Annotated in this window: 22 protein-coding genes; 14 read left to right on the forward strand and 8 right to left on the reverse strand. The window is 69.1% G+C overall.

Translation table 11 applies throughout. From position 1 onward, the window contains the following. Positions 1 to 221: 221 nt before the first annotated feature. The gene (locus R0D99_RS13405) at positions 222 to 1,679 is read right to left on the reverse strand and encodes a DASS family sodium-coupled anion symporter (protein WP_317748672.1); all 1,458 of its coding nucleotides are present in this window, start codon (positions 1,677 to 1,679) and stop codon (positions 222 to 224) included. Positions 1,680 to 1,870: 191 nt separating this feature from the next. On the opposite strand from R0D99_RS13405, the gene R0D99_RS13410 reads away from it, so the two are divergent. Together R0D99_RS13410 and cydB are read left to right on the forward strand one after the other, a co-directional pair. Continuing rightward, complete coding sequence (locus tag R0D99_RS13410; RefSeq protein ID WP_317748673.1) at positions 1,871 to 3,292, forward strand: cytochrome ubiquinol oxidase subunit I; 1,422 nt, start codon at positions 1,871 to 1,873, stop codon at positions 3,290 to 3,292. Next, positions 3,289 to 4,353 carry a cytochrome d ubiquinol oxidase subunit II gene (gene cydB, locus R0D99_RS13415; RefSeq protein WP_416365893.1) on the forward strand — a complete coding sequence of 355 codons (1,065 nt, stop codon included), beginning with the start codon at positions 3,289 to 3,291 and terminating at the stop codon, positions 4,351 to 4,353. The genes R0D99_RS13410 and cydB overlap by 4 nt, the downstream gene beginning before the upstream one ends. A gap of 238 nt (positions 4,354 to 4,591) precedes the next feature. On the opposite strand, the gene R0D99_RS13420 is transcribed toward cydB, so the two are convergent. Further along, positions 4,592 to 5,173: a superoxide dismutase gene (locus tag R0D99_RS13420; RefSeq protein WP_317748674.1), complete on the reverse strand. Its 582-nt coding sequence runs from the start codon at positions 5,171 to 5,173 to the stop codon at positions 4,592 to 4,594. A gap of 81 nt (positions 5,174 to 5,254) precedes the next feature. Next, positions 5,255 to 6,664: an exodeoxyribonuclease VII large subunit gene (gene xseA, locus R0D99_RS13425; protein WP_317748675.1), complete on the reverse strand. Its 1,410-nt coding sequence runs from the start codon at positions 6,662 to 6,664 to the stop codon at positions 5,255 to 5,257. 394 nt (positions 6,665 to 7,058) lie between these two features. Here xseA and R0D99_RS13430 point away from each other — a divergent pair, with 394 nt between their 5' ends. The 9 genes from R0D99_RS13430 to adk all read left to right on the forward strand — a co-directional run bounded on the left by R0D99_RS13430 (position 7,059) and on the right by adk (position 13,870). After that, complete coding sequence (locus tag R0D99_RS13430; protein ID WP_317748676.1) at positions 7,059 to 7,718, forward strand: MotA/TolQ/ExbB proton channel family protein; 660 nt, start codon at positions 7,059 to 7,061, stop codon at positions 7,716 to 7,718. Further along, positions 7,715 to 8,128, forward strand: a complete 414-nt coding sequence (locus tag R0D99_RS13435; protein ID WP_317748677.1) for a biopolymer transporter ExbD — start codon at positions 7,715 to 7,717, stop codon at positions 8,126 to 8,128. The genes R0D99_RS13430 and R0D99_RS13435 overlap by 4 nt, the downstream gene beginning before the upstream one ends. A gap of 285 nt (positions 8,129 to 8,413) precedes the next feature. Beyond that, the gene (lpxK, locus tag R0D99_RS13440; RefSeq protein ID WP_317748678.1) at positions 8,414 to 9,430 is read left to right on the forward strand and encodes a tetraacyldisaccharide 4'-kinase; all 1,017 of its coding nucleotides are present in this window, start codon (positions 8,414 to 8,416) and stop codon (positions 9,428 to 9,430) included. Beyond that, complete coding sequence (locus R0D99_RS13445; RefSeq protein WP_317748679.1) at positions 9,427 to 9,810, forward strand: VOC family protein; 384 nt, start codon at positions 9,427 to 9,429, stop codon at positions 9,808 to 9,810. Before lpxK ends, R0D99_RS13445 begins: the two co-directional genes overlap by 4 nt. Continuing rightward, positions 9,807 to 10,142, forward strand: a complete 336-nt coding sequence (locus R0D99_RS13450; RefSeq protein WP_317748680.1) for a multidrug efflux SMR transporter — start codon at positions 9,807 to 9,809, stop codon at positions 10,140 to 10,142. The genes R0D99_RS13445 and R0D99_RS13450 overlap by 4 nt, the downstream gene beginning before the upstream one ends. A gap of 1 nt (position 10,143) precedes the next feature. Further along, complete coding sequence (locus R0D99_RS13455) at positions 10,144 to 10,353, forward strand: Trm112 family protein (protein WP_317748681.1); 210 nt, start codon at positions 10,144 to 10,146, stop codon at positions 10,351 to 10,353. An 87-nt stretch (positions 10,354 to 10,440) separates the two neighbouring features. Then, positions 10,441 to 12,213: a carboxylesterase/lipase family protein gene (locus tag R0D99_RS13460; RefSeq protein WP_317748682.1), complete on the forward strand. Its 1,773-nt coding sequence runs from the start codon at positions 10,441 to 10,443 to the stop codon at positions 12,211 to 12,213. A 99-nt stretch (positions 12,214 to 12,312) separates the two neighbouring features. Next, positions 12,313 to 13,068: a 3-deoxy-manno-octulosonate cytidylyltransferase gene (gene kdsB / locus R0D99_RS13465; protein ID WP_317748683.1), complete on the forward strand. Its 756-nt coding sequence runs from the start codon at positions 12,313 to 12,315 to the stop codon at positions 13,066 to 13,068. Between the two features lie 145 nt (positions 13,069 to 13,213). Next, entirely contained in the window at positions 13,214 to 13,870 is a 657-nt protein-coding gene (gene adk / locus R0D99_RS13470) for an adenylate kinase (RefSeq protein ID WP_317748684.1), read from the forward strand. A gap of 244 nt (positions 13,871 to 14,114) precedes the next feature. Here the strand turns inward: adk and R0D99_RS13475 are convergent, their stop codons facing one another. Beyond that, positions 14,115 to 14,588, reverse strand: a complete 474-nt coding sequence (locus tag R0D99_RS13475) for a CAP domain-containing protein (RefSeq protein ID WP_317748685.1) — start codon at positions 14,586 to 14,588, stop codon at positions 14,115 to 14,117. 513 nt (positions 14,589 to 15,101) lie between these two features. On the opposite strand from R0D99_RS13475, the gene lexA reads away from it, so the two are divergent. From lexA to R0D99_RS13490, 3 genes are all read left to right on the forward strand, one after another. Next, on the forward strand, positions 15,102 to 15,767 hold the full coding sequence (lexA, locus tag R0D99_RS13480; protein WP_317748686.1) for a transcriptional repressor LexA: 666 nt from the start codon (positions 15,102 to 15,104) through the stop codon (positions 15,765 to 15,767). Between the two features lie 159 nt (positions 15,768 to 15,926). Continuing rightward, complete coding sequence (locus R0D99_RS13485; RefSeq protein ID WP_317748687.1) at positions 15,927 to 16,301, forward strand: hypothetical protein; 375 nt, start codon at positions 15,927 to 15,929, stop codon at positions 16,299 to 16,301. Positions 16,302 to 16,639: 338 nt separating this feature from the next. After that, entirely contained in the window at positions 16,640 to 17,647 is a 1,008-nt protein-coding gene (locus R0D99_RS13490; protein ID WP_317748688.1) for a D-2-hydroxyacid dehydrogenase family protein, read from the forward strand. A gap of 84 nt (positions 17,648 to 17,731) precedes the next feature. Here R0D99_RS13490 and R0D99_RS13495 read toward each other — a convergent pair whose 3' ends face one another. From R0D99_RS13495 to R0D99_RS13510, 4 genes are read right to left on the reverse strand one after another with little or no spacing between them, the layout of a single operon-like run. After that, positions 17,732 to 18,613, reverse strand: coding sequence for a serine aminopeptidase domain-containing protein (locus R0D99_RS13495; protein ID WP_317748689.1), 882 nt, complete (start codon positions 18,611 to 18,613; stop codon positions 17,732 to 17,734). 33 nt (positions 18,614 to 18,646) lie between these two features. Beyond that, on the reverse strand, positions 18,647 to 20,146 hold the full coding sequence (locus tag R0D99_RS13500; RefSeq protein ID WP_317748690.1) for a coproporphyrinogen-III oxidase family protein: 1,500 nt from the start codon (positions 20,144 to 20,146) through the stop codon (positions 18,647 to 18,649). 6 nt (positions 20,147 to 20,152) lie between these two features. Then, the gene (locus R0D99_RS13505; RefSeq protein WP_317748691.1) at positions 20,153 to 21,406 is read right to left on the reverse strand and encodes a beta-ketoacyl-[acyl-carrier-protein] synthase family protein; all 1,254 of its coding nucleotides are present in this window, start codon (positions 21,404 to 21,406) and stop codon (positions 20,153 to 20,155) included. After that, on the reverse strand, positions 21,403 to 21,672 hold the full coding sequence (locus R0D99_RS13510) for an acyl carrier protein (RefSeq protein WP_317748692.1): 270 nt from the start codon (positions 21,670 to 21,672) through the stop codon (positions 21,403 to 21,405). The genes R0D99_RS13505 and R0D99_RS13510 overlap by 4 nt, the downstream gene beginning before the upstream one ends. Positions 21,673 to 21,860 lie beyond the last annotated feature (188 nt).

Below are 21,860 nucleotides of genomic sequence, written 5' to 3' on the forward strand. Positions count from 1 at the left end.
GCCGCAGCACAGCGCGCCGCGCCAGCTTGGCATGGTGGCATGTCTTCCTGACACCGCGCTCACGGCAGCAAGCGCAGGGGCAAGGCGTATTCTGACAAATCGCGGCGGCCGCGCCCGGACGGCCGCCGCGGGCTGCCCGCTGGGTTTTCAAGCCTTTTCGGCCACTTGCCCATGCCAGACAATCGTCTGCAGCTATCAAATCTGAAGCGTTTGCAAGCGCTTCACCAGTAGCCCAGCACCTTCCACCACGCGCCGCCCACCACCAGCCAGATCAGGATCAGCACCACGCTCATCACGAAGCCCGTCTTCCACCATTCGCCCAGCGTGGCGTAGCCCGAGCCAAAGATGACCGGCGAGGTGCCGGTGGCGTAGTGCGTCAGCGTCATCATGATGTTGGAGGCGGCGGCCATCATCAGCGCGAACGGCAGCGCCGGTGCGCCCAGCGCCAGGCCGGCGCCGTAGAAGGCGGCGAACATGGCCGTGATGTGCGCCGTGGTGCTGGCAAAGGCGTAGTGCGCGTACAGGTAGGCCAGCATCAGCAGCGCGCTGGCGCCCATCCAGCCCAGGCCCAGCTGGCCGATGCCGCCTTCGATGCTCTTGGCAAACCAGGCGATCAGGCCCAGCTTGTTCAAAAAGGTGGCCATCATCACCAGCGCGCCAAACCAGACGATGGTGTCCCAGGCGCTTTTTTCCTTGATCACGTCGTCCCAGTTCAGCACACCGGTGATCAGGCACAGCGACAGGCCGATGAAGGCGGTGGTGGTCGGGTCAATCGCCGCGCCGGGGCCGAACACGAAGGCCGGAATACCCGCCCACAGCCCCAGCAGCACGCCAAACACGCCCAGCATGATGAGCTCGCCGCGCGTCACCGGCCCCATCTCGCGCAGCCGATCGCGCGCGAACTGCGCGGCGTTGGGCGTGCTCTTGATCTCGGGCGGGTTCAGCCAGTAGACGATCAGCGGCATCAGCGCCAGCGCCACCAGGCCCGGCAGCAGCATGGCCAGCGCCCAGGTGCCCCAGGTCAGGCTGATCTTGGCGCCCGTCACGTCAGCAATGAGCTTCACAACCAGCGGGTTCGGCGCCGTGGCGGTGATGAACATGGCCGAAGTGATGGGGTTGGCGTGGTAGTTGGACAGCGCCAGAAAGCGGCCGATGCGCCCTTGCGTGCCATGTTCCGGGTCAGAGTCGTAGCTGCCCGCAATCGCCCGCATGATGGGGTGGATGATGCCGCCGCCGCGCGCCGTGTTGCTGGGCGTGACGGGCGCCAGAATCAGCTCCGACAGCGCCAGCGAATAGGCGATGCCGATCGTCTTCTTGCCCCACACGGCAATGAACAGGTAGCCGATGCGCGCGCCCAGCCCGGTCTTGATGATGCCGCGCGAGATCATGATCGACACGCCAATCAGCCAGATCAGCGGGTTGGCGAAGCTGGACAGCGCATCGGCGATGGCGTTGGCCGGCTTGTCGCTGGTCACGCCCGTCAACGCCACCAGCGCGATGGCCACCATCGACAGCGCGCCAATCGGCATGGCCTTGCCGATGATGGCGGCGATCGTCGCCACGAACAGCGCCAGCAGGTGCCAGGCGTTGGCGGTGACGCCCGCAGGCACCGGGATGGCGAACCAGATGAGCAGCCCGATCGCGATGGCGATGGCGGCGGGAAGCGGCTTGAAGCCCATGTGGTGTTCCTTTACTTGTCGTGGGTGCGACGCGCATCGGGCACGTGCCGCGTGACGGCGGCATGACAGCATCGCCTTTGGAAATCGTCCCACCCTGGCGGCGGGCGTTTCTTGATCGGCGTCAAGCTGTCGTCGGCCATTGACGACGCCCGCCTACATCGCACTGCCCGGGCGCGCGCCAGAATCGCCCGATGGACGCGCTGCTGCTCTCCCGCATCCAGTTCGGGTTCGTCATCTCCTTCCACATCCTGTTTCCGGCCTTCACCATCGGGCTGGCCAGCTGGCTGATGTTTCTGGAATGGCGCTGGCTGCGCACGCGCGAGGGCGTGTGGTGGGACCTCTACAAGTTCTGGAGCAAGGTGTTCGCCATCTCCTTCGGCATGGGCGTGGTGTCGGGCATCGTGATGAGCTTTCAGTTCGGCACCAACTGGGCGGTGTTATCTGAGCGCGCCGGCAACGTGCTGGGGCCGCTGCTCAGCTACGAAGTGCTGACGGCCTTCTTCCTCGAAGCAGGCTTTCTGGGCGTGATGCTGTTTGGCGCGCAGAAGGTGCGGCCGGCGGTGCATTTCTTCTGCACCTGCATGGTGGCCATCGGCACGCTGATTTCCACCTTCTGGATCATTGCCGCCATCAGCTGGATGCACACGCCACAGGGCCATGTGCTGAACAACGGCGTCTTCGCGCCCGGCGACTGGTGGCAGATCATCTTCAACCCGTCCTTCCCCTACCGTCTGGCGCACATGGTGCTGGCGGCCTTCATCACCACCTGCTTCGTCATCGGCGGCACGGCGGCCTGGCATTTGCGGCGCGGCGTGCAACCCGAGATGGCACTGAAGATGCTGAAACTCTCGGTCGCCTTCGGCGCCATCGCCGTGCCCGCGCAGGTGCTGGTGGGCGACCAGCACGGGCTAAACACGCTGCAGCACCAGCCGATCAAGGTGGCGGCGATGGAGGGCCACTGGCACGCCGGCGAGCCCGGCGCCGGCGTGCCCTTGCTGCTGTTCGGCGTGCCGCGCCAGGCGCAGGAGCGCAACGACTACCAGATGGCCATCCCGCGCCTGGGCAGCCTGATCCTGACGCACAGCCTGGACGGCGAGATTCCGGCACTGACCAGCGTCCGACCCGAAGACCGGCCGCCCGTGCTGCCGGTGTTCTTCGCCTTTCGCGTCATGGTGGGCATCGGGCTGCTGATGCTGGCGGTGGTGCTGGCCTCGGTGTGGGCCTGGTGGCGCGGCCGGCTGGCCGAATCGGTGTGGACGCTGCGGGGCTGGCAGCTGCTGTCGGGATCGGGCTTCGTCGCCCTGCTGGCCGGCTGGTATGTGACCGAAATCGGCCGCCAGCCGTGGGTGATCTACGGGCTGCTGCGCACCGCAGACGCGGTCAGCCCCCACCTGCAGCCCGGCATGGTGATGGCGTCGCTGGCGGGCTACGCGTCGGTGTATTCGGTCATCTTCGGCGCCGGCATCTGGTACCTGTGGCGCCTGCTGAAGAAGGGGGCGCAAGTGGGCGAAACCCCGCCTGAATTGGGCACGCCGGGCGCCGGCGCCAAGACGCCCGCGCGCCCGCTGTCCGCGGCCGACGAGGCCGATATCGCCCAAGGAGCCCGGCCATGAACCCCGCCGACCTGGTGCTGACCGCCGCCGACGGCACCGCCTTCTGGCTGCCCGTGGCCTGGCTGGGCGTGATCGGCTTTGGCGTGCTGATGTACGTGCTGCTCGACGGCTTTGTGCTGGGCCTGGGCATCCTGGCGCCCTTGTCGAAGGACAGCGACCAGCTCGACCACATGATGAACACCGCCGCACCCATCTGGGACGGCAACGAGACCTGGCTGGTGCTGGGCGGCGCGGGGCTGATGGCGGCCTTTCCCAAGGCGTATGCGCTGGTGCTGTCGTCGCTGTATCTGCCGGTGCTGGCCATGCTGCTGGGGCTGATCTTTCGCGGCGTGGCGTTTGAATTCCGCTTCAAGGGGCGCGGCATCGCGCGGCGCGCCTGGGGCGCGGCGTTCAGCCTCGGCTCCCTCGTGGCGGCGTTCAGCCAAGGGGTGATCCTGGCGGCGCTGGTGCAGGGCCTGCCGATGGAGGGCGGGCACTACAGCGGCGGCGTCTGGGGATGGTTCAGCCCCTTCTCCGTGATGACCGGCCTGGCGCTGGTCTGCGGCTACGCGCTGCTGGGCGCGGGCTGGCTGATCCTGAAGACGGACGGTGCGCTGCACCAGCAGGCGCGCGGCTGGGCGCGGCCGCTGGTGGTGGCGGTGCTGGGCTTCATGGGGCTGGTGAGCGGGGCGCTGCCGTATCTGGATTCGCGCGTGATGGGGCGCTGGTTCGAGGGCGGCAACTTCTGGTGGCTGGCGCCGGTGCCCGTGATGACGCTGGCCGTCGCCTGGCTGCTGTGGCGCGACGCCGCGCTGGGCCCGCGCCACGCGCGCCCGCACGATGCGCGGCCGTTCTTGTGGACGCTGGCGCTGTTCGCGCTCGGTTTTGCCGGCCTGCTGCTGGGCATCTGGCCCTATCTGGTGCCGCCGCACCTGACGATCTGGGGCGCCGCGTCGCCGCCCGAATCGCAGGGTTTCGTGATGTGGGGGCTGGTGTTTCTGCTGCCGCTGATTCTGGGCTACACCGGCTGGTCGTACAGCGTGTTCCGGGGCAAGGTGGCGGCGGACGCGGGGTATCACTGACCCCCCCCTCTGGCGCTGACGCGCCTTCCCCCCGAGGGGGACAACGCTGGCGCGCGGGGGGAGCCCGCACGCGGCGTTCTCGAATGGCCTGCCCTGCGGCCTTTGGGGGTGGCTTGCGGCGCAGACACTCTTATTTCGATAGCTGCTTGCGCTTGACAGGCAAGCGCTGGCGGCTGATTTGACACATGAAAAAAGCCACCTCGCGGTGGCTTTTTCATTGAAGCGCTGAACGACTGGATCAGCCGAAGTTCTTCGCCGCGAAATCCCAGTTGGCCAGTTTGTCGAAGAAGGTTTCGACGAACTTCTGGCGCAGGTTGCGGTAGTCGATGTAATAGGCGTGCTCCCACACGTCCACGGTCAGCACGGCGGTGTCGCCGGTGGTCAGCGGGGTGCCGGCGGCGCCCATGTTAACGATGTCGACGCTGCCGTCGGCCTTCTTGACCAGCCACGTCCAGCCGCTGCCGAAGTTGCCCACGGCGCTGGTGACGAAGGCTTTCTTGAAGTCGGCGAACGAGCCCCACTTCTTGTTGATCGCGTCGGCCAGCGCGCCGGTCGGCTCGCCGCCGCCGTTGGGCTTCATGCAGTTCCAGAAGAAGGTGTGGTTCCAGATCTGCGCGGCCTGGTTGTAGATGCCGCCGCTGGACTTCTTGATGACGTCTTCGAGCTCCATGTTCTCGAACTCGGTGCCCTTCTGCAGCTCGTTCAGCTTGTCGACATAGGCCTTGTGGTGCTTGTCGTGGTGGTATTCCAGCGTTTCCTTGCTGTAGGCGGGGGCCAGCGAGTCGTAAGGGTACGGCAGCGGGGGCAGGATGCGTTCCATGATGTTGTCCTCGTTATGGTGGAGTGGTGAATAGTCGGAACGACCATGATAGGCCGTCCGGCGCCGGAGCATTGTAGGAAGTCAGGCCGAACGGCGCGCGGCCACGGTCAAATCCACCTGGCCGTCGGCCAGCGTGGCGGTCAGCGCGTCGCCGGGCGACGCCTGGGCGGCACGCGTGACGGGGCAGCCAGCCTCGTCCTGCAGCCAGGCGTAGCCGCGCTCCAGCACGCGTTGCGGGTCGAGCGCCCCCAGCCGCCAGGCGGCGCGGTCGAGCTGCCCGGTGGCGCCGGCCAGCCGGTCTTCGACGGCAGCGGTCAGCCGCTGGGCCAGCTGGTCCAGGCGGGTGCGGCGCGCGGCCAGCGGCGCGGGCAGGCAGCGAGGCAGGCGTTCGGCCAGCCGCGCCAGACGGGCGCGTTCGCGTTCCCACCGCAACGCCTGGGCGTGGTCCAGCCGCGCCTGCAGGCGATCAAGCCGCCGCTGCTGCCCCGCCACGGCCTGCGACGGGCGGCCCAGCCGCGCCGCCACCCAGTCGAGCCGCTGCGCTTCGGCGTCCAGCCGGCGCCGCAAGGCGGTGGCCAGCCGCGCGTGCTGGGCGTCCACCCCTGCCAGCCACTGGTCGCGCGGCGCACTGACCAGTTCGGCGGCGGCCGTGGGCGTGGGCGCGCGCAGGTCGGCGGCGAAATCGGCGATGGTGAAATCCGTCTCGTGCCCCACGCCGCTGACCACGGGCACCGGGCTGGCGACGATGGTGCGGGCCAGCTGCTCGTCGTTGAAGGCCCACAGATCCTCGATGGAGCCGCCACCGCGCACCAGCAGGATCAGGTCGATGGGCGGGGCTGCGGCGTGGAGTGTCTTTTCGGCCCCTGGCGCGCTCTGGACCTGCGCCAGCCGATACAGTTTTTGTAGCGCTGCGCACAATTCGACGGGCGCGTCGGCGCCCTGCACCGCCGCCGGCGCCAGCACCACCGGTATGTGCGGCACGCGCCGCGCCAGCGCGCTCAGCACGTCGTGCAGCGCGGCCGCGCCCAGCGACGTGACCAGCCCGATGCCGCGCGGCATGGCTGGCAAGGGGCGGCGGCGCTCGGGGTCGAACAGCCCTTCGGCCTCCAGCCGGGCCTTCAGCCGCAGAAACTGCTCGAACAGCGCGCCCTGGCCGGCCCGCTGCATCGACTCGACCACCAGTTGCAGGTCGCCGCGCGGCTCGTACACCGTCAGGCGGCCGCGCACTTCGACCTGGTCGCCGTCGCGCGGGGCAAAGCCCAGCAGGCCGGCGGCACGGCGGAACATCGCGCTGCGCAACTGGCCGCGGTCGTCCTTCAGCGTGAAATAGCAATGCCCGCTGGCCGCGCGCGTAAAGCCCGACACTTCGCCGCGCACGGCGACAGGGTTGAAGCGCGCGTCCAGACTGTCCGCCACGGCGCGGGTCAGCGCCCCGACTGCCCAGATGCGCGGCGCCAATGCTGGGCTCGTGACGCCAAAGCCAGTGTTCATGCGGCTTCGCGGCCGGTTTCGGGCTGGCGAGCGGCGCCGCTGCGAGTACTCCACAGCGGGGCGCCAGCGACAGCGGCGGGCACCCGACCATGCGCGAGACCGCAAGAGTAGGTGCAAGTGACTGTCATCAAAGGATTTTTTGCTGCCTGCGCATTCATCAAACTGTCAAGAACCCTGATCTGGCGGGGCGTGCAGCCCGGGCGGCGCGGAATTTCCACAAAGTTATCCACAGAATCTGTGCATCGCCGGTGGCGGTTTGAAAACCGCCCATCCGGGCGGTCCGACCGGCCGCCGCGGACGTTGCCTGGACAGTGCCGCGGCTGCACCATAATCGCGCCCATCGGCGTTGAAACCGATGGTTACCAGGTGCGACGCCCCAGACAGAGAGAAGACCTTGCTTTCGATCATACAAGCCGCTGGCTGGCCGATATGGCCGCTCATCCTGTGTTCCGTGCTGGCCCTGGCCTTTGTCATCGAGCGCTTCATCCAGCTCAAGCCCGGCCGCGTGCTGGGCCGCAACCTGGTGGACGAAGCCATCGGCGTGTCGCGCCAGTCGGTGCCCGCACCCGAGACGGTGAACCAGCTGGCAGAGCATTCGGCGCTGGGCAGCGTGCTGGCCGCCGGCTGGCGCGCCATCAACCTGAACCCGCGCTGCAGCCCCGGCGAAATGCGCGCCGCCATGGAAGCGGCCGGCCGCGAAGCCGCCCACCGGCTGGAGCGCTACCTGCCCGCGCTGGCCACCATCGCCAGCGCGGCGCCGCTGCTGGGGCTGCTGGGCACGGTGATCGGCATGATCGAGATCTTCGGCTCGCAGGCGCCGGCCGGCTCGCTGTCGGGTGGCAACCCGGCGCAGCTGGCGCACGGCATTTCGGTGGCGCTGTACAACACCGCGTTCGGGCTGATGATCGCCATCCCGACACTGATCTTCTGGCGCTACTTTCGCGCGCGGGTGGACGGCTACGTGATGACGCTGGAGCTGGCCGCCGAGCGCTTTGCGCGCCACCTGGAGCCGCTGTGCCCCGGCGCGGCCGACGCGGCAGGAGCGGCGCGGTGAAGTTCCGCCCCCGTCCGCCCGATGAGCCCGAGATCAACCTGATCCCGTTCATCGACGTGCTGCTGGTGATCCTGATCTTCCTGATGCTCACCACCACCTACAGCAAGTTCACCGAACTGCAGGTGACGCTGCCGACGGCCAACGCCGACGCCTCGCGCGACCGGCCGAAGGAGATCGTGGTGGCCGTCGCCGCCGACGGGCGCTACGCCGTCAACAAGCAGCCGCTGGACGCGCGCAGCGTCGAAGCCGTGGCCAGCGCCCTGCGCGCCGTGGCCGCCCAGGACAGCGTACTGATCATCAGCGCCGACGCCAGCGCGCCGGTGCAGGCCGTGGTGACGGTGATGGATGCGGCGCGGCGTGAGGGGCTGACGCAGATCACCTTCGCGGCGAAAACAGGCGCATCCCCCTGAGCGCCTGACGGCGCTTCCCCCTTCTTTGCCGCGCTGCGCGCGGGAAGGGGGACAACGCCAGCGGGCGGGCCAAGCCCTTCCGCGGGTGCCTGCGCTTGGCCTGCTCCGCGGCCGTTTGATCGTGAATCAAGTGTTGCGGTAGAACGGGCTATGCTTGGCCCGCACGCCGCAACGCGCCACTCGCATCCATCTCAATGCAGGGCTATGTCGACGCCACCGAAATTCCGTCATTCCCGACTGCGCGGGAATGACGGAGATGGACGCTTAATTCTGAAATCGGAACAGATGCCCCGCGCCTTCCTCGAACACCGTCTGCGCGCCGCCTGGCAGCGGCGCGGGCCGGTGGCTGTGCTGCTGTGGCCGTTGTCGCGGCTGTACGGGGCGCTGGCGGCGCGGCAGCGGGGTCGCGACGATACCGTGGCGGTGCGCCTGCCGGTGCCGGTGGTGGTGGTGGGCAACGTGGTGGCGGGCGGGGCCGGCAAGACGCCGACGACGCTGGCGATGGCGCAGCACCTGCGGTCGCGCGGCTGGCGGCCGGGCATCGTTTCGCGCGGACACGGGCGGGTGGGCGACGACTGCCGTGAGGTGCTGCCGGACAGCGACCCGCGCGAGGTGGGCGATGAGCCGCTGCTGCTGCGCCAGCGCGCCGACGTGCCGGTGTTCGTGGCGCCGCGCCGCGCCGACGCCGGGCGTGCGTTGCTGGCGGCGCACCCGGACACCGACATCCTGCTGTGCGACGACGGGCTGCAGCACCGCGCGCTGGCGCGCGACGTGGAAGTGTGCGTGTTCGACGCGCGCGGCGTGGGCAACGGCTGGCTGCTGCCGGCGGGGCCGCTGCGCGAGCCGTGGCCGCGCCCCGTCGACCTGGTGCTGTGGACCGAAGCGGACGCCGCGGCGACACCCCTGCCGCCGGGCCAGGCCACGTTCACCGCCCACCGACGGCTGGCCGACCACGCGCTGCGCGCCGACGGCACGCACGTGCCGCTGGCCGATCTGCGCGGCCAGCCGCTGGCGGCGCTGGCCGGCATCGCCCGGCCCGAAGCCTTTTTTGCCATGCTGCGCGCCGCCGGGCTGACGTTGGCCGACACGCTGGCGCTGCCCGACCACTACAATTTTGATAGCTTCAACCACTTATCTGGCCAGCGCAACGGGCTGATTTGCACCGAAAAAGACGCCCTGAAGCTGTGGCGCCATGCGCCCGACGCGCTGGCCGTGCCGCTGCAGCTGGACGTGCCGGCCGCGTTCTTCGACGCGCTCGACCAGCGGCTGGCGGCGCGGGGCTATCATCCGCGCCAACCATGATCTCGCACATCGACCACATCGTTCTCACCGTCGCCGACATCGAGCGCTCGGTGGACTTTTACGTCCGCGTGCTGCGCATGGAGCCGGTGACCTTCGCCGGTGGCCGGCGTGCGCTGAAGTTCGGCAACCAGAAGCTCAACCTGCAGACCCTGGGCCAGGAGCCGCGCAACCACGCGGCCGTCGGCTCGGGCGACCTGTGCCTCATCACGCGCTGGCCGCTGGCCGATGTGATGGCGCACCTGGCGGCGCAGGGCGTGCCGCTGCTGGAAGGGCCGGTCGCCAAGTCGGGCGCGTGCGGGCCGATCGAATCGGTCTACTTCAACGACCCGGACGGCAACCTGGTCGAGGTCAGCGTCTACCCCGGCGCCGCCGCGGCATGACGCATGCCTGGCTGCTGCTGGCCGGCGCCATCGTGGCCGAAGTCGTCGGCACCAGCGCGCTCAAGGCCAGCGACGGCTTCACGCGGCTGGCGCCTTCGCTGCTGGTGGCGGGGGGCTACGGCATCGCCTTCTACCTGCTGGCGCTGACGTTGCGCCACATGCCGGTCGGCGTGGCCTACGCCGTGTGGTCGGGCGCGGGCACGGCGCTGATCGCGCTGGTCGGCTGGGCGGTGTTCGGCCAGCGCCTGGGCCCCACCGCGCTGGCGGGCATGGCGCTCATCATCGCCGGCGTGGTGCTGATGAACCTTTCTTCGACATCGTCAGGACATTGACATGGACCCCAAACTGCTGGAACTGCTGGTCTGCCCCGTCACCAAGGGCCCGCTCGACTTCGACCGCGACAAGGGCGAACTGATCTCGCGCTCGGCCCGCCTGGCCTACCCGGTGCGCGACGGCATTCCGATCATGCTGGAAGGCGAGGCGCGCCCGCTGTCGGCCGAAGAAGTCGAACAGATGCCGCCCCGCACGCCGCTGGCGGGCTGAGCGCACGCTCACCACTTGAGACTTGTGGGCGACGCGGCTACGATGGCCCTCGGAGACCCCCCCAACACCACCGAGGAGCACGCACGCATGCGACCCATCACCCGATTCGCCTGGCTGGGCGCCGCCGCCATGGCCACCACGCTGATCCTCAGCGGCTGCGGCAGCAGCGGCTCTGACCCACAGAGCCGGACCACGCAATACGGCGACGTCGAGGGCGTCAACGACAGCGCCGCCTCGGGCACGTACTTCTGGAAGGGCCTGCCCTACGCCAAGCCGCCGGTCGGCGCGCTGCGCTGGAAGGCGCCGGTCGCCCCGGCGTCGTGGACCCACACGCTGCAGGCCAAGACCTTCGGCGCCTCGTGCATCCAGAACCCGCGGCTGTACAGCCCCGGCAACAACAACACCTTCGACGCCACCGTCGGCGACAACCTGGTGTCGGGCAATACGCCGGGCAGCGAGGACTGCCTGTCACTCAACATCTGGCGCCCGGCCACGGCCGACAAGAACCTGCCGGTCATCGTGTTCATCCACGGCGGCAGCAACATCACCGGCTATACCGCCGACCCGATGTACGACGGCGCCGCGCTGGCCCGGAAGGCCAACGCGGTGGTGGTGTCGGCCAACTACCGGCTCGGCCAGCTGGGCTTCTTCCGCCACCCGGCGCTGCGCGACAAGACCGTGGACCCGACGCTGACGGCCGAAGACCAGTCGGGCAACTACGCCGTGCTCGACATCATCCAGGCGCTGAAGTTCGTGCAGGGCAACATCGGCGAATTTGGCGGCGACAAGGGCAACGTCACGCTGACCGGCCAGTCGGCAGGCGCCATCAACATCCTGGCTGTGATGACGGCGCCGGCCAACCGCGCCGCCGGGCTGTTCCACAAGATCGCGCCGCTGTCGGGCGGCATCTCGGTGGCCACCAGCCCGGGCTTCCCGCAGCCACCCAACAACCTGGCGGGTAACAACGGCTACATCCCGGCGCTGAACCCGGTGGCCACCTACGAGGCGCTGTCGAACATGCTGCTGATGAAGCTGCTGATCGACGACGGCAGCGCCGCCGACGTCGCCAGCGCCACGGCCTGGGTGCAATCGCATTCCAACGCCGACATCGCCGCCTACCTGCGCGGCAAGCCAGCCAGCAAGATCCTGCAGGTGGGCGTCAAGACCGTCGGCGGCCTGGGCAACACCACCGGCTCGGGGCCCATCCCCGAAGGCACGGTGGTCGCCAGCGACCCGATTGCCGCCATCGTGGCCGGCAACTACGTCAAGGTGCCCGTGCTGTCGGGCCTGACGCACAGCGAATCCAAGCTGCTGTCCAGCTTCCTGCCGCTGGTGGGCCGCCCGGTCGGCATCAAGCTGCCAGATGCGCAGCTGTTCCCGATCCTGTTCGACGCCACCAAGGCGAAGAACGCCACCTTTGGCGACATCATCAACCCCGCGTATGCCAATGGCGCCGCCTACGACGCCGCCATTGCCGAGCTGGACGCCAAGTTCTTCATCGCCCTGCGCGACAACTACATGAACGCGCTGATGGCGCAAACGCCAACACAGATCTGGAGCTACCGCTTCGACTGGAAGCAGGAGGCGGCACCCTGGAACGACGTGTACGGCGCGGCGCACGCATTTGACCTGCCCTTCCTGTTCGGCAACTTCGGCCCGTCGCTGTACGCCAACGTGATCGGCGGCACGGCCAACCAGACGGGCCGGCTGGCGCTGTCGGACGCGATGATGAGCACGCTGGCCGCGTTTGCGCGCGACGGCAACCCCAACAACGCCACGTTGGGCGTGACCTGGCCCAACTGGCCCAAGGTGCTGCTGTTCGACGCCACGCCGACGGCCAAGCAGATCTCGGTGCAGTGACCGGCGCGGCGCCCGTGCGCGCCGCTGGCAGCCCCGGCCGATGGGGCGACCGGGCGGTGGGTTAGGCTTCAACCCTTTCCCCGCCGCCCTGCCCTGTCCATGAGCTTTACCGTCATCATCCCCGCGCGCCTGGCGTCCACCCGGCTGCCCGACAAGCCACTGGCCGACATCGGCGGCAAGCCGATGGTGGTGCGGGTGGCCGAACAGGCCGAGCAATCGGGCGCAGCGCAAGTGGTGGTCGCCGCCGATGCGCCCGCCATCCTCGACGCCTGTGCCGCGCACGGCGTGCGCGCCGTGGCCACGCGCGCCGACCACCCCAGCGGCAGCGACCGGCTGGCCGAAGCCTGCCAGCTGCTGGGGCTGGATGGCGACGACCTCATCGTCAACGTGCAGGGCGACGAGCCGCTGATCGACCCGGCACTTATCGACGCCGTCGCTGATTTGTTGCAAAAACAACCGCTGGCGCAGATGGGAACAGCGGCGCATGCTATCAAAAATATAGAAGACTTCACCAACCCGAACGTCGTCAAGGCGGTGACCGACGCGCGCGGGCTGGCCCTGCTGTTCAGCCGCGCGCCGCTGCCGTGGTGGCGCGACGGCTTTGCGCAGGGCGTCACACAACTGCCCACGTCGCCCGCGCCGCTGCGGCACATCGGCATCTACAGCTATCGCGCGGCGTTTCTGCGCGCGTTTCCGTCGCTGCCGCCGGCGCCGCTGGAGCAGTGCGAGGCGCTGGAGCAGTTGCGCGCGCTGTGGCACGGCCACCGCATCGCCGTGCACGTGACGCCGCACGCGCCCGGCCCGGGCGTCGACACGCCCGAAGACCTGGCGCGCGTGCGCGCGCTGTTCGACTGACGGGCGCGCCGGGCGTCTGCGCGGCAGAAGCCACGCTGTCAGCCTGACGCAGGCCGCTGCGTGCTATTCTTGATTCGACATCCACCACGCCCGCGCCACGCATCGGCGCCTAGACAGGCACCGCCATTCCAACCGAGGAGCACACTTGAAACTCATTCTTCTGGGCGCCCCCGGCGCCGGCAAGGGCACGCAGGCGGCCTTCATCTGCCAGAAATACGGCATCCCGCAAATCTCCACCGGCGACATGCTGCGCGCCGCCGTCAAGGCCGGCACGCCGCTGGGCCTGCAGGCCAAGAGCGTGATGGAGTCAGGCGGCCTGGTCAGCGACGACCTGATCATCAACCTGGTGAAGGAGCGCATCGCCCAGCCCGATTGCGCCAACGGCTTCCTGTTTGACGGCTTTCCGCGCACCATTCCGCAGGCCGAGGCCATGCGGGCAGCCGGCGTCAAGCTGGACTACGTGCTCGAGATCGACGTGCCCTTCGACGCCATCATCGACCGCATGAGCGGCCGCCGCAGCCACCCGGCCAGCGGCCGCACCTACCACGTCAAGTTCAACCCGCCCAAGGTGGAAGGCAAGGACGACGTCACCGGCGAGCCGCTGGTGCAGCGCGACGACGACAAGGAAGACACCGTGCGCAAGCGCCTGGAGGTGTACGACCAGCAGACGCGCCCGCTGGTGAGCTACTACAGCAACTGGGCCGCCCAGGAGCCCGCCGCCGCGCCCAAGTACCGCAAGATCAGCGGCACCGGCACGGTCGACGAAATCACGGCGCGCGCGCTGCAGGCGCTGGCCAGCTGACGCGCCGCGGCGTCACGCCGCGCTGCGCACCTCAACGCCCCGCTGGCCGGGGCGTTGTGCTTTCCGGGTGCCGGGTGCTGCTGGGAATGTGGGCGGCAGAAGGCGTCGAAGCGAAACGTGCGAAAAACGAGGATAGCTTCGGTGTACCGACGAACCCATAGCCGGGCTATGGGCGCAGGCGGTAACACCGCGATAGACCGTTTTCTCGCGCGTTGCAGCCGACGCACCTCTGCCGGCCACACTCCTAGGGCGTGCCGGCGGCGCGCCCCAGCACCATCACCCAATGCTCGCCCCAGGGCGAGCGTGCATCGGACGCACAGGCCACGCCCACGTCGGTGTATTCCGGCGCCGCCATGTTGACGCAATGCGGCGGGCTGTCCTGCCACAGCGCCAGCACCGCGCCCGCCGACGACACGCCGGCCGCGGCGTTTTCGCCCACGCCCCAGGCAGAAAAGCCGGCCTCGGCCACGCGTTGCGCCACGCTGCTGCCGTCGCTGCCCACGTGCGTCACCGCACCCATGGCGGCCGAATCGGCCGCGTGGCGCGCCGCCGCCGCGGCCAGCCGGTCGTCCCAGCGCAACGCCGCCACCGGCGCCTGCGCCACCCCGGCGCACGACGCGCCCTGCGCGCGCCATGAGTTGAGCAGCGCCGCCACGGCACGGCCTGCCTGCGCATCGCCGCAGGCGGTCTTTCCCGTCGAAACCAGGGGCGGTTGCACGACCCCCGTGGTGGGGGTCGCCGCCGCCGACGTGCTGGTCGAGGTTGCATCGGATGCCGCTGCCGGCGCGCTGGTCGCCTGGTCGCTGGCCGATACCGCGGTCGGTGCCGCGGGGCTGGCCGTACTGGAGGTGACGTCGCCGCCGCCCCCGCAGGCGGCCAAAAACCCCACCAGGCACAGGCCTGCGCCTGCCCAACCCCTCCGTCGTACGCCGGATCGCTTCATCTCGTTCGTCACTCGCACCCCAGTCCCAAAAACCGAAAGCCGCGACCATAGCGCCCGCCGGCGCCTTGGCCCGCGCCCATCGGGCTTTGGCGTGGCAAGAAGCTGTAAATGTCGTGACCGCCGCAGCGCCCCACCCGCAGTGACCTGACGCCCATTGCTTTCAATTTCATAGCAACAGAGTCTTCGTGCAAAAGGGCCGGCGCCCCGTTCACAAGACACTTGCGCATTGCGTTAAACTGGTTAAAAATACAGTTACTGGATATCAACACAGGCCTGCCCTGCACCGCCATGACCGATACGCCCAAACTCACCGCCCGCCAGCAGGAAATCCTGCAGCTGGTGCAGCACGCCATTGCCCGCACCGGCGCACCGCCCACGCGTGCCGAAATCGCGGCCGAGCTGGGCTTCAAGTCCGCCAACGCCGCCGAAGAGCACCTGCAGGCCCTGGCCCGCAAAGGCGTGATCGAGCTGGTCAGCGGCACCTCGCGCGGCATCCGCCTCAAGGGCGCGGGCCGCACCGGCGTGCGCACCGACGCCTTCAGCCTGCCGCTGCCCGGCATGGCGCAACTGGCGCTGCCCCTCATCGGCCGCGTGGCGGCCGGCTCGCCCATCCTGGCGCAAGAACACGTCGACCAGACCTATCACATCGAGCCCGGCCTGTTCCCGCAGCGGCCCGACTACCTGCTGCGCGTGCGCGGCATGTCCATGCGCGACGCCGGCATCATCGACGGCGACCTGCTGGCCGTGCAGTCCACGCGCGACGCGCGCAACGGCCAGATCGTCGTGGCGCGCCTGGGCGACGATGTCACCGTCAAGCGCTTTCACCGCCACAAGGACCAGATCGAACTGCACGCCGAAAACCCCGACTACCCCACCATCGTCGTGCGCCCGGGCGAACCGTTCGAGATCGAAGGGCTGGCGGTCGGCCTGATCCGCAACAGCATGCTGATGTAGCCCTGCTTTCCCGCGCCGCCGCAGGTGGCGGGCGTGCAGACGATGGGCCGCCCCGGCGCCGTCGTCCACACCCTGCGGCAGCGCCCCGCCTGGCTCGGTCGAGCCGGGCCGCATCAATCTCGCCTGTGTCCAACCTGTTTCTGTCCTGAAAGGTTTTACATGGGAAACAAAGTCATTCACCTGGCCGACTGGGCCGTGCCCAGCTATCGCCGGCAGCGCAGCGCCGCACCGCGCACCGTCACCTCGCCAGCGGGCGGCTGGAGCGACATGGCCCGCCAGCGGGTGGCGCAGCGCCACGCGGGCGCGCAGGGCGGCCCCACCAGCCTGTCGCTGGTGCCCAGCGCCGAAGCGCCCGGTGCCGCCCCCATCGTCACCGGCGCGCCCGCCGTGCGGGTGACCCGCCCGTTGGACGCGCGCCATGCGGCAGACGCCAGCGGGCGGCTGCGCATTTCGGGGCGGCTCATCGACGTGTGCGCCGAACTGGAACGGCTGGCCGCCGCCGAGGCGCAGGCCGCGTTGCCGCGCCGGGCTTGAGCGTGGCCGCGCCGCGCGGGGGCGCCGCGCCCATCCCGGTAGATGGGCGGCGTTGACGGGGCGCACCGCCCTGGGTGCGAAGCCGCCCGCGCCAGCCATCTGCGGTGGCGTGCCCGGGCGTGATGGCTGGCAGCACACGGCACTTTTCGCCCGCTGGCGCTGGCCCATCAACGGCGAATTGCTCCTGAATTCGAAGCAAAATGTCGGGCGCCAGCGCGCGTGCCCGGCGCGGCGCAAGCCCATCGACGCGGCGTTCCACGCCTTGCTTTCGCATCGCGGCGCATGCCGCCTGGCCGCGGCGCTGCGGTACGACCATGCCCAAAGGCACAATGCGGGTCATGAATATCGTGATCCTCGACGACTATCAGGACGCCGTTCGCAAGCTGCCCTGCGCGTCCAAGCTCGAGCCGTATCCCGCCAAGGTCTACACCAACACCGTCAAGGGGCTGGGCCAGTTGTCGGTGCGCCTGCGCGATGCCGAAGTGATCGTGCTGATCCGCGAGCGCACGCACATCACGCGCCAGCTGGTCGAAAAGCTGCCCAGACTGAAAATGATCTCGCAGACGGGGCGCATCGGCAGCCATGTCGACGTGGTGGCCTGCACCGAGCGCGGCATCGCCGTCGCCGAAGGCGTGGGTTCGCCGGTGGCACCGGCCGAGCTGACCTGGGCGCTGATCATGGCGGCCGCACGCCGGCTGCCGCAGTACGTGGGCAACCTCAAGCACGGCGCGTGGCAGCAGTCGGGTCTGAAGTCGGCGTCGATGCCGCCCAACTTCGGCCTGGGCACGGTGCTGCGCGGGCGCACGCTGGGCATCTGGGGCTACGGCAAGATCGGCCAGCTGGTGGCCGGCTACGGCCGCGCCTTCGGCATGCGCGTGATGGTGTGGGGTTCGCCGGAATCGCTGGCCCGCGCGCGCGCCGACGGGCACGCCGCGGCACACGACAAGGCCGACTTCTTCGCCAACGCCGATGTGCTGTCGCTGCATCTGCGGCTGTCCGACAGCACCCGCGGCATCGTGCGCCTGGACGACCTGAGCCGCATGAAGCCGACCGCGCTGCTGGTCAACACCTCGCGCGCCGAACTGATCGAGCCCGACGCGCTGGTCAGCGCGCTCAACCGCGGCCGGCCCGGCATGGGCGCCGTGGACGTGTTCGAGACCGAGCCGATCCTGCAGGGTCACGCGCTGCTGCGGCTGGAGAACTGCATCTGCACGCCGCACATCGGCTACGTGGAACAGGACAGCTACGAGCTGTACTTTGGCGCCGCGTTCGACAACGTCGTCAACTACCTGCGCGGCACGCCGACCAACATCGTCAATCCGGGCGCGCTGCAGGTGCGTCGCTGACAGGCATGCCGGCCGTCGCCGGTTCATGACCTGACAGGCCCTCAGCGCTGAATGGACAATCGTCTATAGCTATTAAAATCATAGCTATTCGGTGCCAGACGCTTCGCCGTCGCCCCCGCCCGGGGCTTTCAGCAGCCAGTCGATGACCCCTGGCAATACTTCCCGCGCGGCCTGCGGCGAATGCAAGATGCTGGCGTGGCCATACGCATGGCCGTAGCCGGTGGCTGGCCCGCACACCGCAAATTCGCCCTCGACGTGGCCGCCGAACCGGCGCCAGAAGCGGCGGCACGCCTCTGCCGGCGCGATGAAGTGGTCTGCCTGCCCCGCCACCGCCATGACGGGTATCGCGATGCGCTGTTGGTGCAAGCCGTAGTCAAACCCATCGTCACCCAGAAACGCCTGCGAGAGGTTCCAGCGGAACCACGGCGCCATCATGGCGTGCGATTCATCCTGTACCCCCAGGCGCAAGGGGCGGGCCGGGATGCGCCCCGCCAGGCGCGTCAACGCGGCCGCCCCCGCCAGCCGGGCGCGCCGCCAGGGCGTGTGGCCCGCGTCGCAGGCCTGGCAGGCGAACAAGGCCATGCGCTGCAGGTGTGCGGACCACGCGGGCTGGCGCAGCAGCGCCATCGTCAGCGCCAGGCCCCCGCCGCTGTGCGTGGCCGCGCACAGCGGGGCGCCGGGGTGGCGGGCCTGCAGGTCCTGCAAGGCCGCGGGGATGTCGCGCAGGGCCACGGTCTCCATGTCGTACGGCCCGGTGACGCGGTCGCTGCTGCCGTGTCCGCGCCATTCCAGGATCCACGCCACATGCCCCTGCCGGGCCCAGGCGCGGGCCAGGGTCATGCAGACGCGCCGGTCAGAAAACGTGCCGTGCGTCAGCAGCAGGTGCCGCGGCTCGGCTGCGCGCTGTTCGGCGTCCATCAAACGCCACCAGCCCAGCCCCACGCCGTCTGACGCGCGCAGGGGCAAGGGGTCGCAGACGATCACAGCGCTGGCTCACCGTCAGGGCGTCGGGCTGCAGGCGCCGGCTTCAGTGACCGGCCGGATCGGAATGCGGACCGGGCGGGCCGCCTGCTGCGCCGATGCCGCCTGCAACGCCAGCACGCGCGGCTGGGCCATCAGGCTCTGGATCAGCGGCACGTAAAAACTGCCTTCGGCGCTGAGTTGCCATGTGCGGTGGCGCACGCTGGCCCAGCCGCGCTGTTCCAGCACCTCGGCCACGCCCGCAAAATCATCCACAAACTCGGTGCCGAAATGGGCGTGGTATTTGTCCAGCCCCACCGCCATCTCCTGCAGCGACTGAAACAGCCACAGCAGACGCACGTCCTCGTCGGTGTGCACATGAAAGCGCTCGACCGGCATGCGACCGGCCTGAACCGATTCGGCATAGCGTGTGAGCGAGCGCCAGTTCATGCTGGACACCGACGGATCGCCGACCGACGAATGGTGCACCCGCACATTGACCGCGGCGTGGCCAAACCCGCACATGTAGCGCCGCGCCTCGGGGTCGGTGGCATCCAGTCCATCGCGCAGATTCTGCTCGTAACGGTATTCCGCCGCCTTCAGCCCGCTGGGCAATGCGACGGCCTCGGGGCGCTCCCAGTCGTACACGGTGCGCTGCACAAAGCCTTCCGACTCCAGGTACGCCTTGGCCTGCAAGTACATCTCCAGCTTCTGCGCCACGCTCGGCACATGCTGCTTCTGGCGCTGTGCGAAGTCGGAACGCCCGGCGATATTCAGCTCGTAATGCGTGATGTGGCGAATGCCCGAGGCCACGACGGCGCGCAGGCCTTCCAGCATGTCCTGCACCGTCTGCTCGGGCCACGCGTAGATCAGGTCCACGTTGCAGGCCAGGTCGTGCCGAGCGAAGGAAGCAATGGCGTCGAACACCTGCCGGTTGGTCTGCCGGCGGCCGCTGTAGCGAATCAGGCGCTCGTTCAACTGCTGTACGCCCATGCTGACGCGGTTGAACCCCGCCGCCTGGATGGCGCGGATCTTGTCTTCGGAAAACAGTTGCGGAATGCCTTCCAGCGTTTTTTCGATGCCCTGCGTCTGCCCCGGAAATAGCCCCTCGGCCAGTTCCATCAGGCGGCCGTAGTCGCCCGGGTGCAGCAGGTTGGGCGTGCCGCCGCCGACGTAGAACGATTCGAGCTGGCTGCCCCGATGGACGTCGCGCTGCAGTTCGATCTCGCGCGCCATCAGCTCCAGGTAGTGGCTCGCCGCCGTCTTGCCGCGATAGTCTTCGGTGGGAAACAGGCAGAAGCCGCAGTGCGGGGGATCGGTGGGCAGGCAAAACGGAATGCTGAAGTACAGGTTGACCCGGGCAGGATGCCGGGGCTGCGCCGCCCACGAACTGCGCAGGGCTGTTGCATCGGCGGCATCGCGCCAGAACGCCGGCGACGGGTGGCCGTGCAGCACCTTGTTGGACGTGTGCCGGTCCTGATGGCGCGACAGGAACGACAGCACCTCGGCGGGGCTCATGATGGTGCGGGAGGGTGTCATGCGGTGTCAGTGGGTAGGCAACGGTGGCGGCGCCACGACCAGGCTGGCGTTGATGCCGCCAAAGGCAAACGAGTTGGACAGCACAGCACCCCGGCGCGCCAAGGGCCGCGGCCCATCGCGCACAAAGTCCAGCGCGGCGGGGGCCGGCTCGGGCGTCTGCAGGTGGCGGGTATGCGGCACCTGGTGGTGCTGCAGCGCGGCCACGCAGGCGGCCAGTTCGATCGCACCCGATGCGCCCAGCAGATGGCCGTGCAGCGATTTGGTGGAACTGATGGGCACCCGATGCCCTTCGAACACGCCGCCCACGGACTTCATCTCCACCGCGTCGCCCACAGGCGTGCCGGTGCCGTGGGCGTTGATGGCCACGATGTCCTGTGGCCGGCAGCCCGCATCGGCCAGGGCGGCGCGCATGGCGCGCTCCTGGCCGTCCGCGCTGGGTTCGGTCCAGTGATGCGCGTCGTTGCTGCAGCCGTAGCCTTGCAGGACCGCCAGCGGCGCGGCGCCGCGCGCTCGCGCGGCCTCGGCCTGCTCCAGCACGAAGAACACGGCGCCCTCGCCCAGCACCATGCCCTGCCGCGACGTGTCGAACGGCCGGCAGGCGTGGCCGAGGTCATCGTTGGTGGCCATCACGCGCATGACCTCCCACGCCTTGAGCGTGCCGCCGCCAAAGGGCGCCTCGCTGCCGCCGGCCAGCATGCATGTCGCGTAGCCGTGGCGGATGGCGCGCATGGCCTCGCCCAGCGCCATGGCGGACGAGGCGCAGGCCGTGGTCACCGTCTGCACCGGCCCTTGCAGTCCCAACTCCATCGCCACCGCGCTGGCCGCCGCCGACGGCAGGCAGCGCAGCAAGGTCAGGCCGGGGACGCGCTGCGTGGCAAACAGGCGCTCATACGCGCTGTGGCTGGATTCGGTCGGGCCGCACCCATTGCCCACGTAGACGCCACAGCCGTCCAGGATGTCGCGCCGTCCGGGCAACCCCGCATCGTCGATGGCCCGTTGCGCCGCCAGGATCGCCAGCTGACCCGTGCGATCCAGGTGCGACGGCCACGCGCGCGACAGCAGCTCGGGGTCGTCCACCAGCGCCGCGGGCACCGGCCGGACCATCGGCTTTTCCAGGCGCACAAACACGCTCTGTGCGGTGAACAGCTGCTCGGCGAAGGCTGCCGGCGTGCAGCCGAGCGGGGTTGAAAATCCCCAACCCGTGATCCACACGGCATGCCCCGCTCGGGGTGCAGGCGCCGGGGCGGCAGAGACCGTCAAGAAGCCACCTTGGCGCCGGCCTTGGCCTGCTTTTCGGCGCAGAGGCGCTCCACCACCGTGGCCAGATCGCCCACGCTGCGCGCGTCCGCCAGATCGGCGTCGCTGATGGCGATGCCGAACTCGGCCTCGACGTCAGCCAGGAAGTCCACCATGTCCAGCGAATCACCGACGGCATTCAGCGGCGTATCAGGCTGAATCGCGGCCTGGTCGATCTTGAAGAAGCGTTGCGCGAGTCTGAGCAGTTCGTGCGCCACAGGGGAGGTCATGGTCTGTCCTGAATCGTGGTGGAGGGGACGCGGCGGCAGGGCTGCAAGGGGTGCGCCATGACACGTCAGCGCGTTCATTGTGAATTCCGCATTCACATTGGACCTAACCATTATGGGGTATGGATATTTAAAGGATTCGACTTGTCGCCGAATTTTTTTTGGGACGCCGCTGCCACCCCCAGTGCGAT

The organism is Ottowia sp. SB7-C50, from assembly GCF_033110285.1.
Lineage (GTDB): Bacteria > Pseudomonadota > Gammaproteobacteria > Burkholderiales > Burkholderiaceae_C > Ottowia.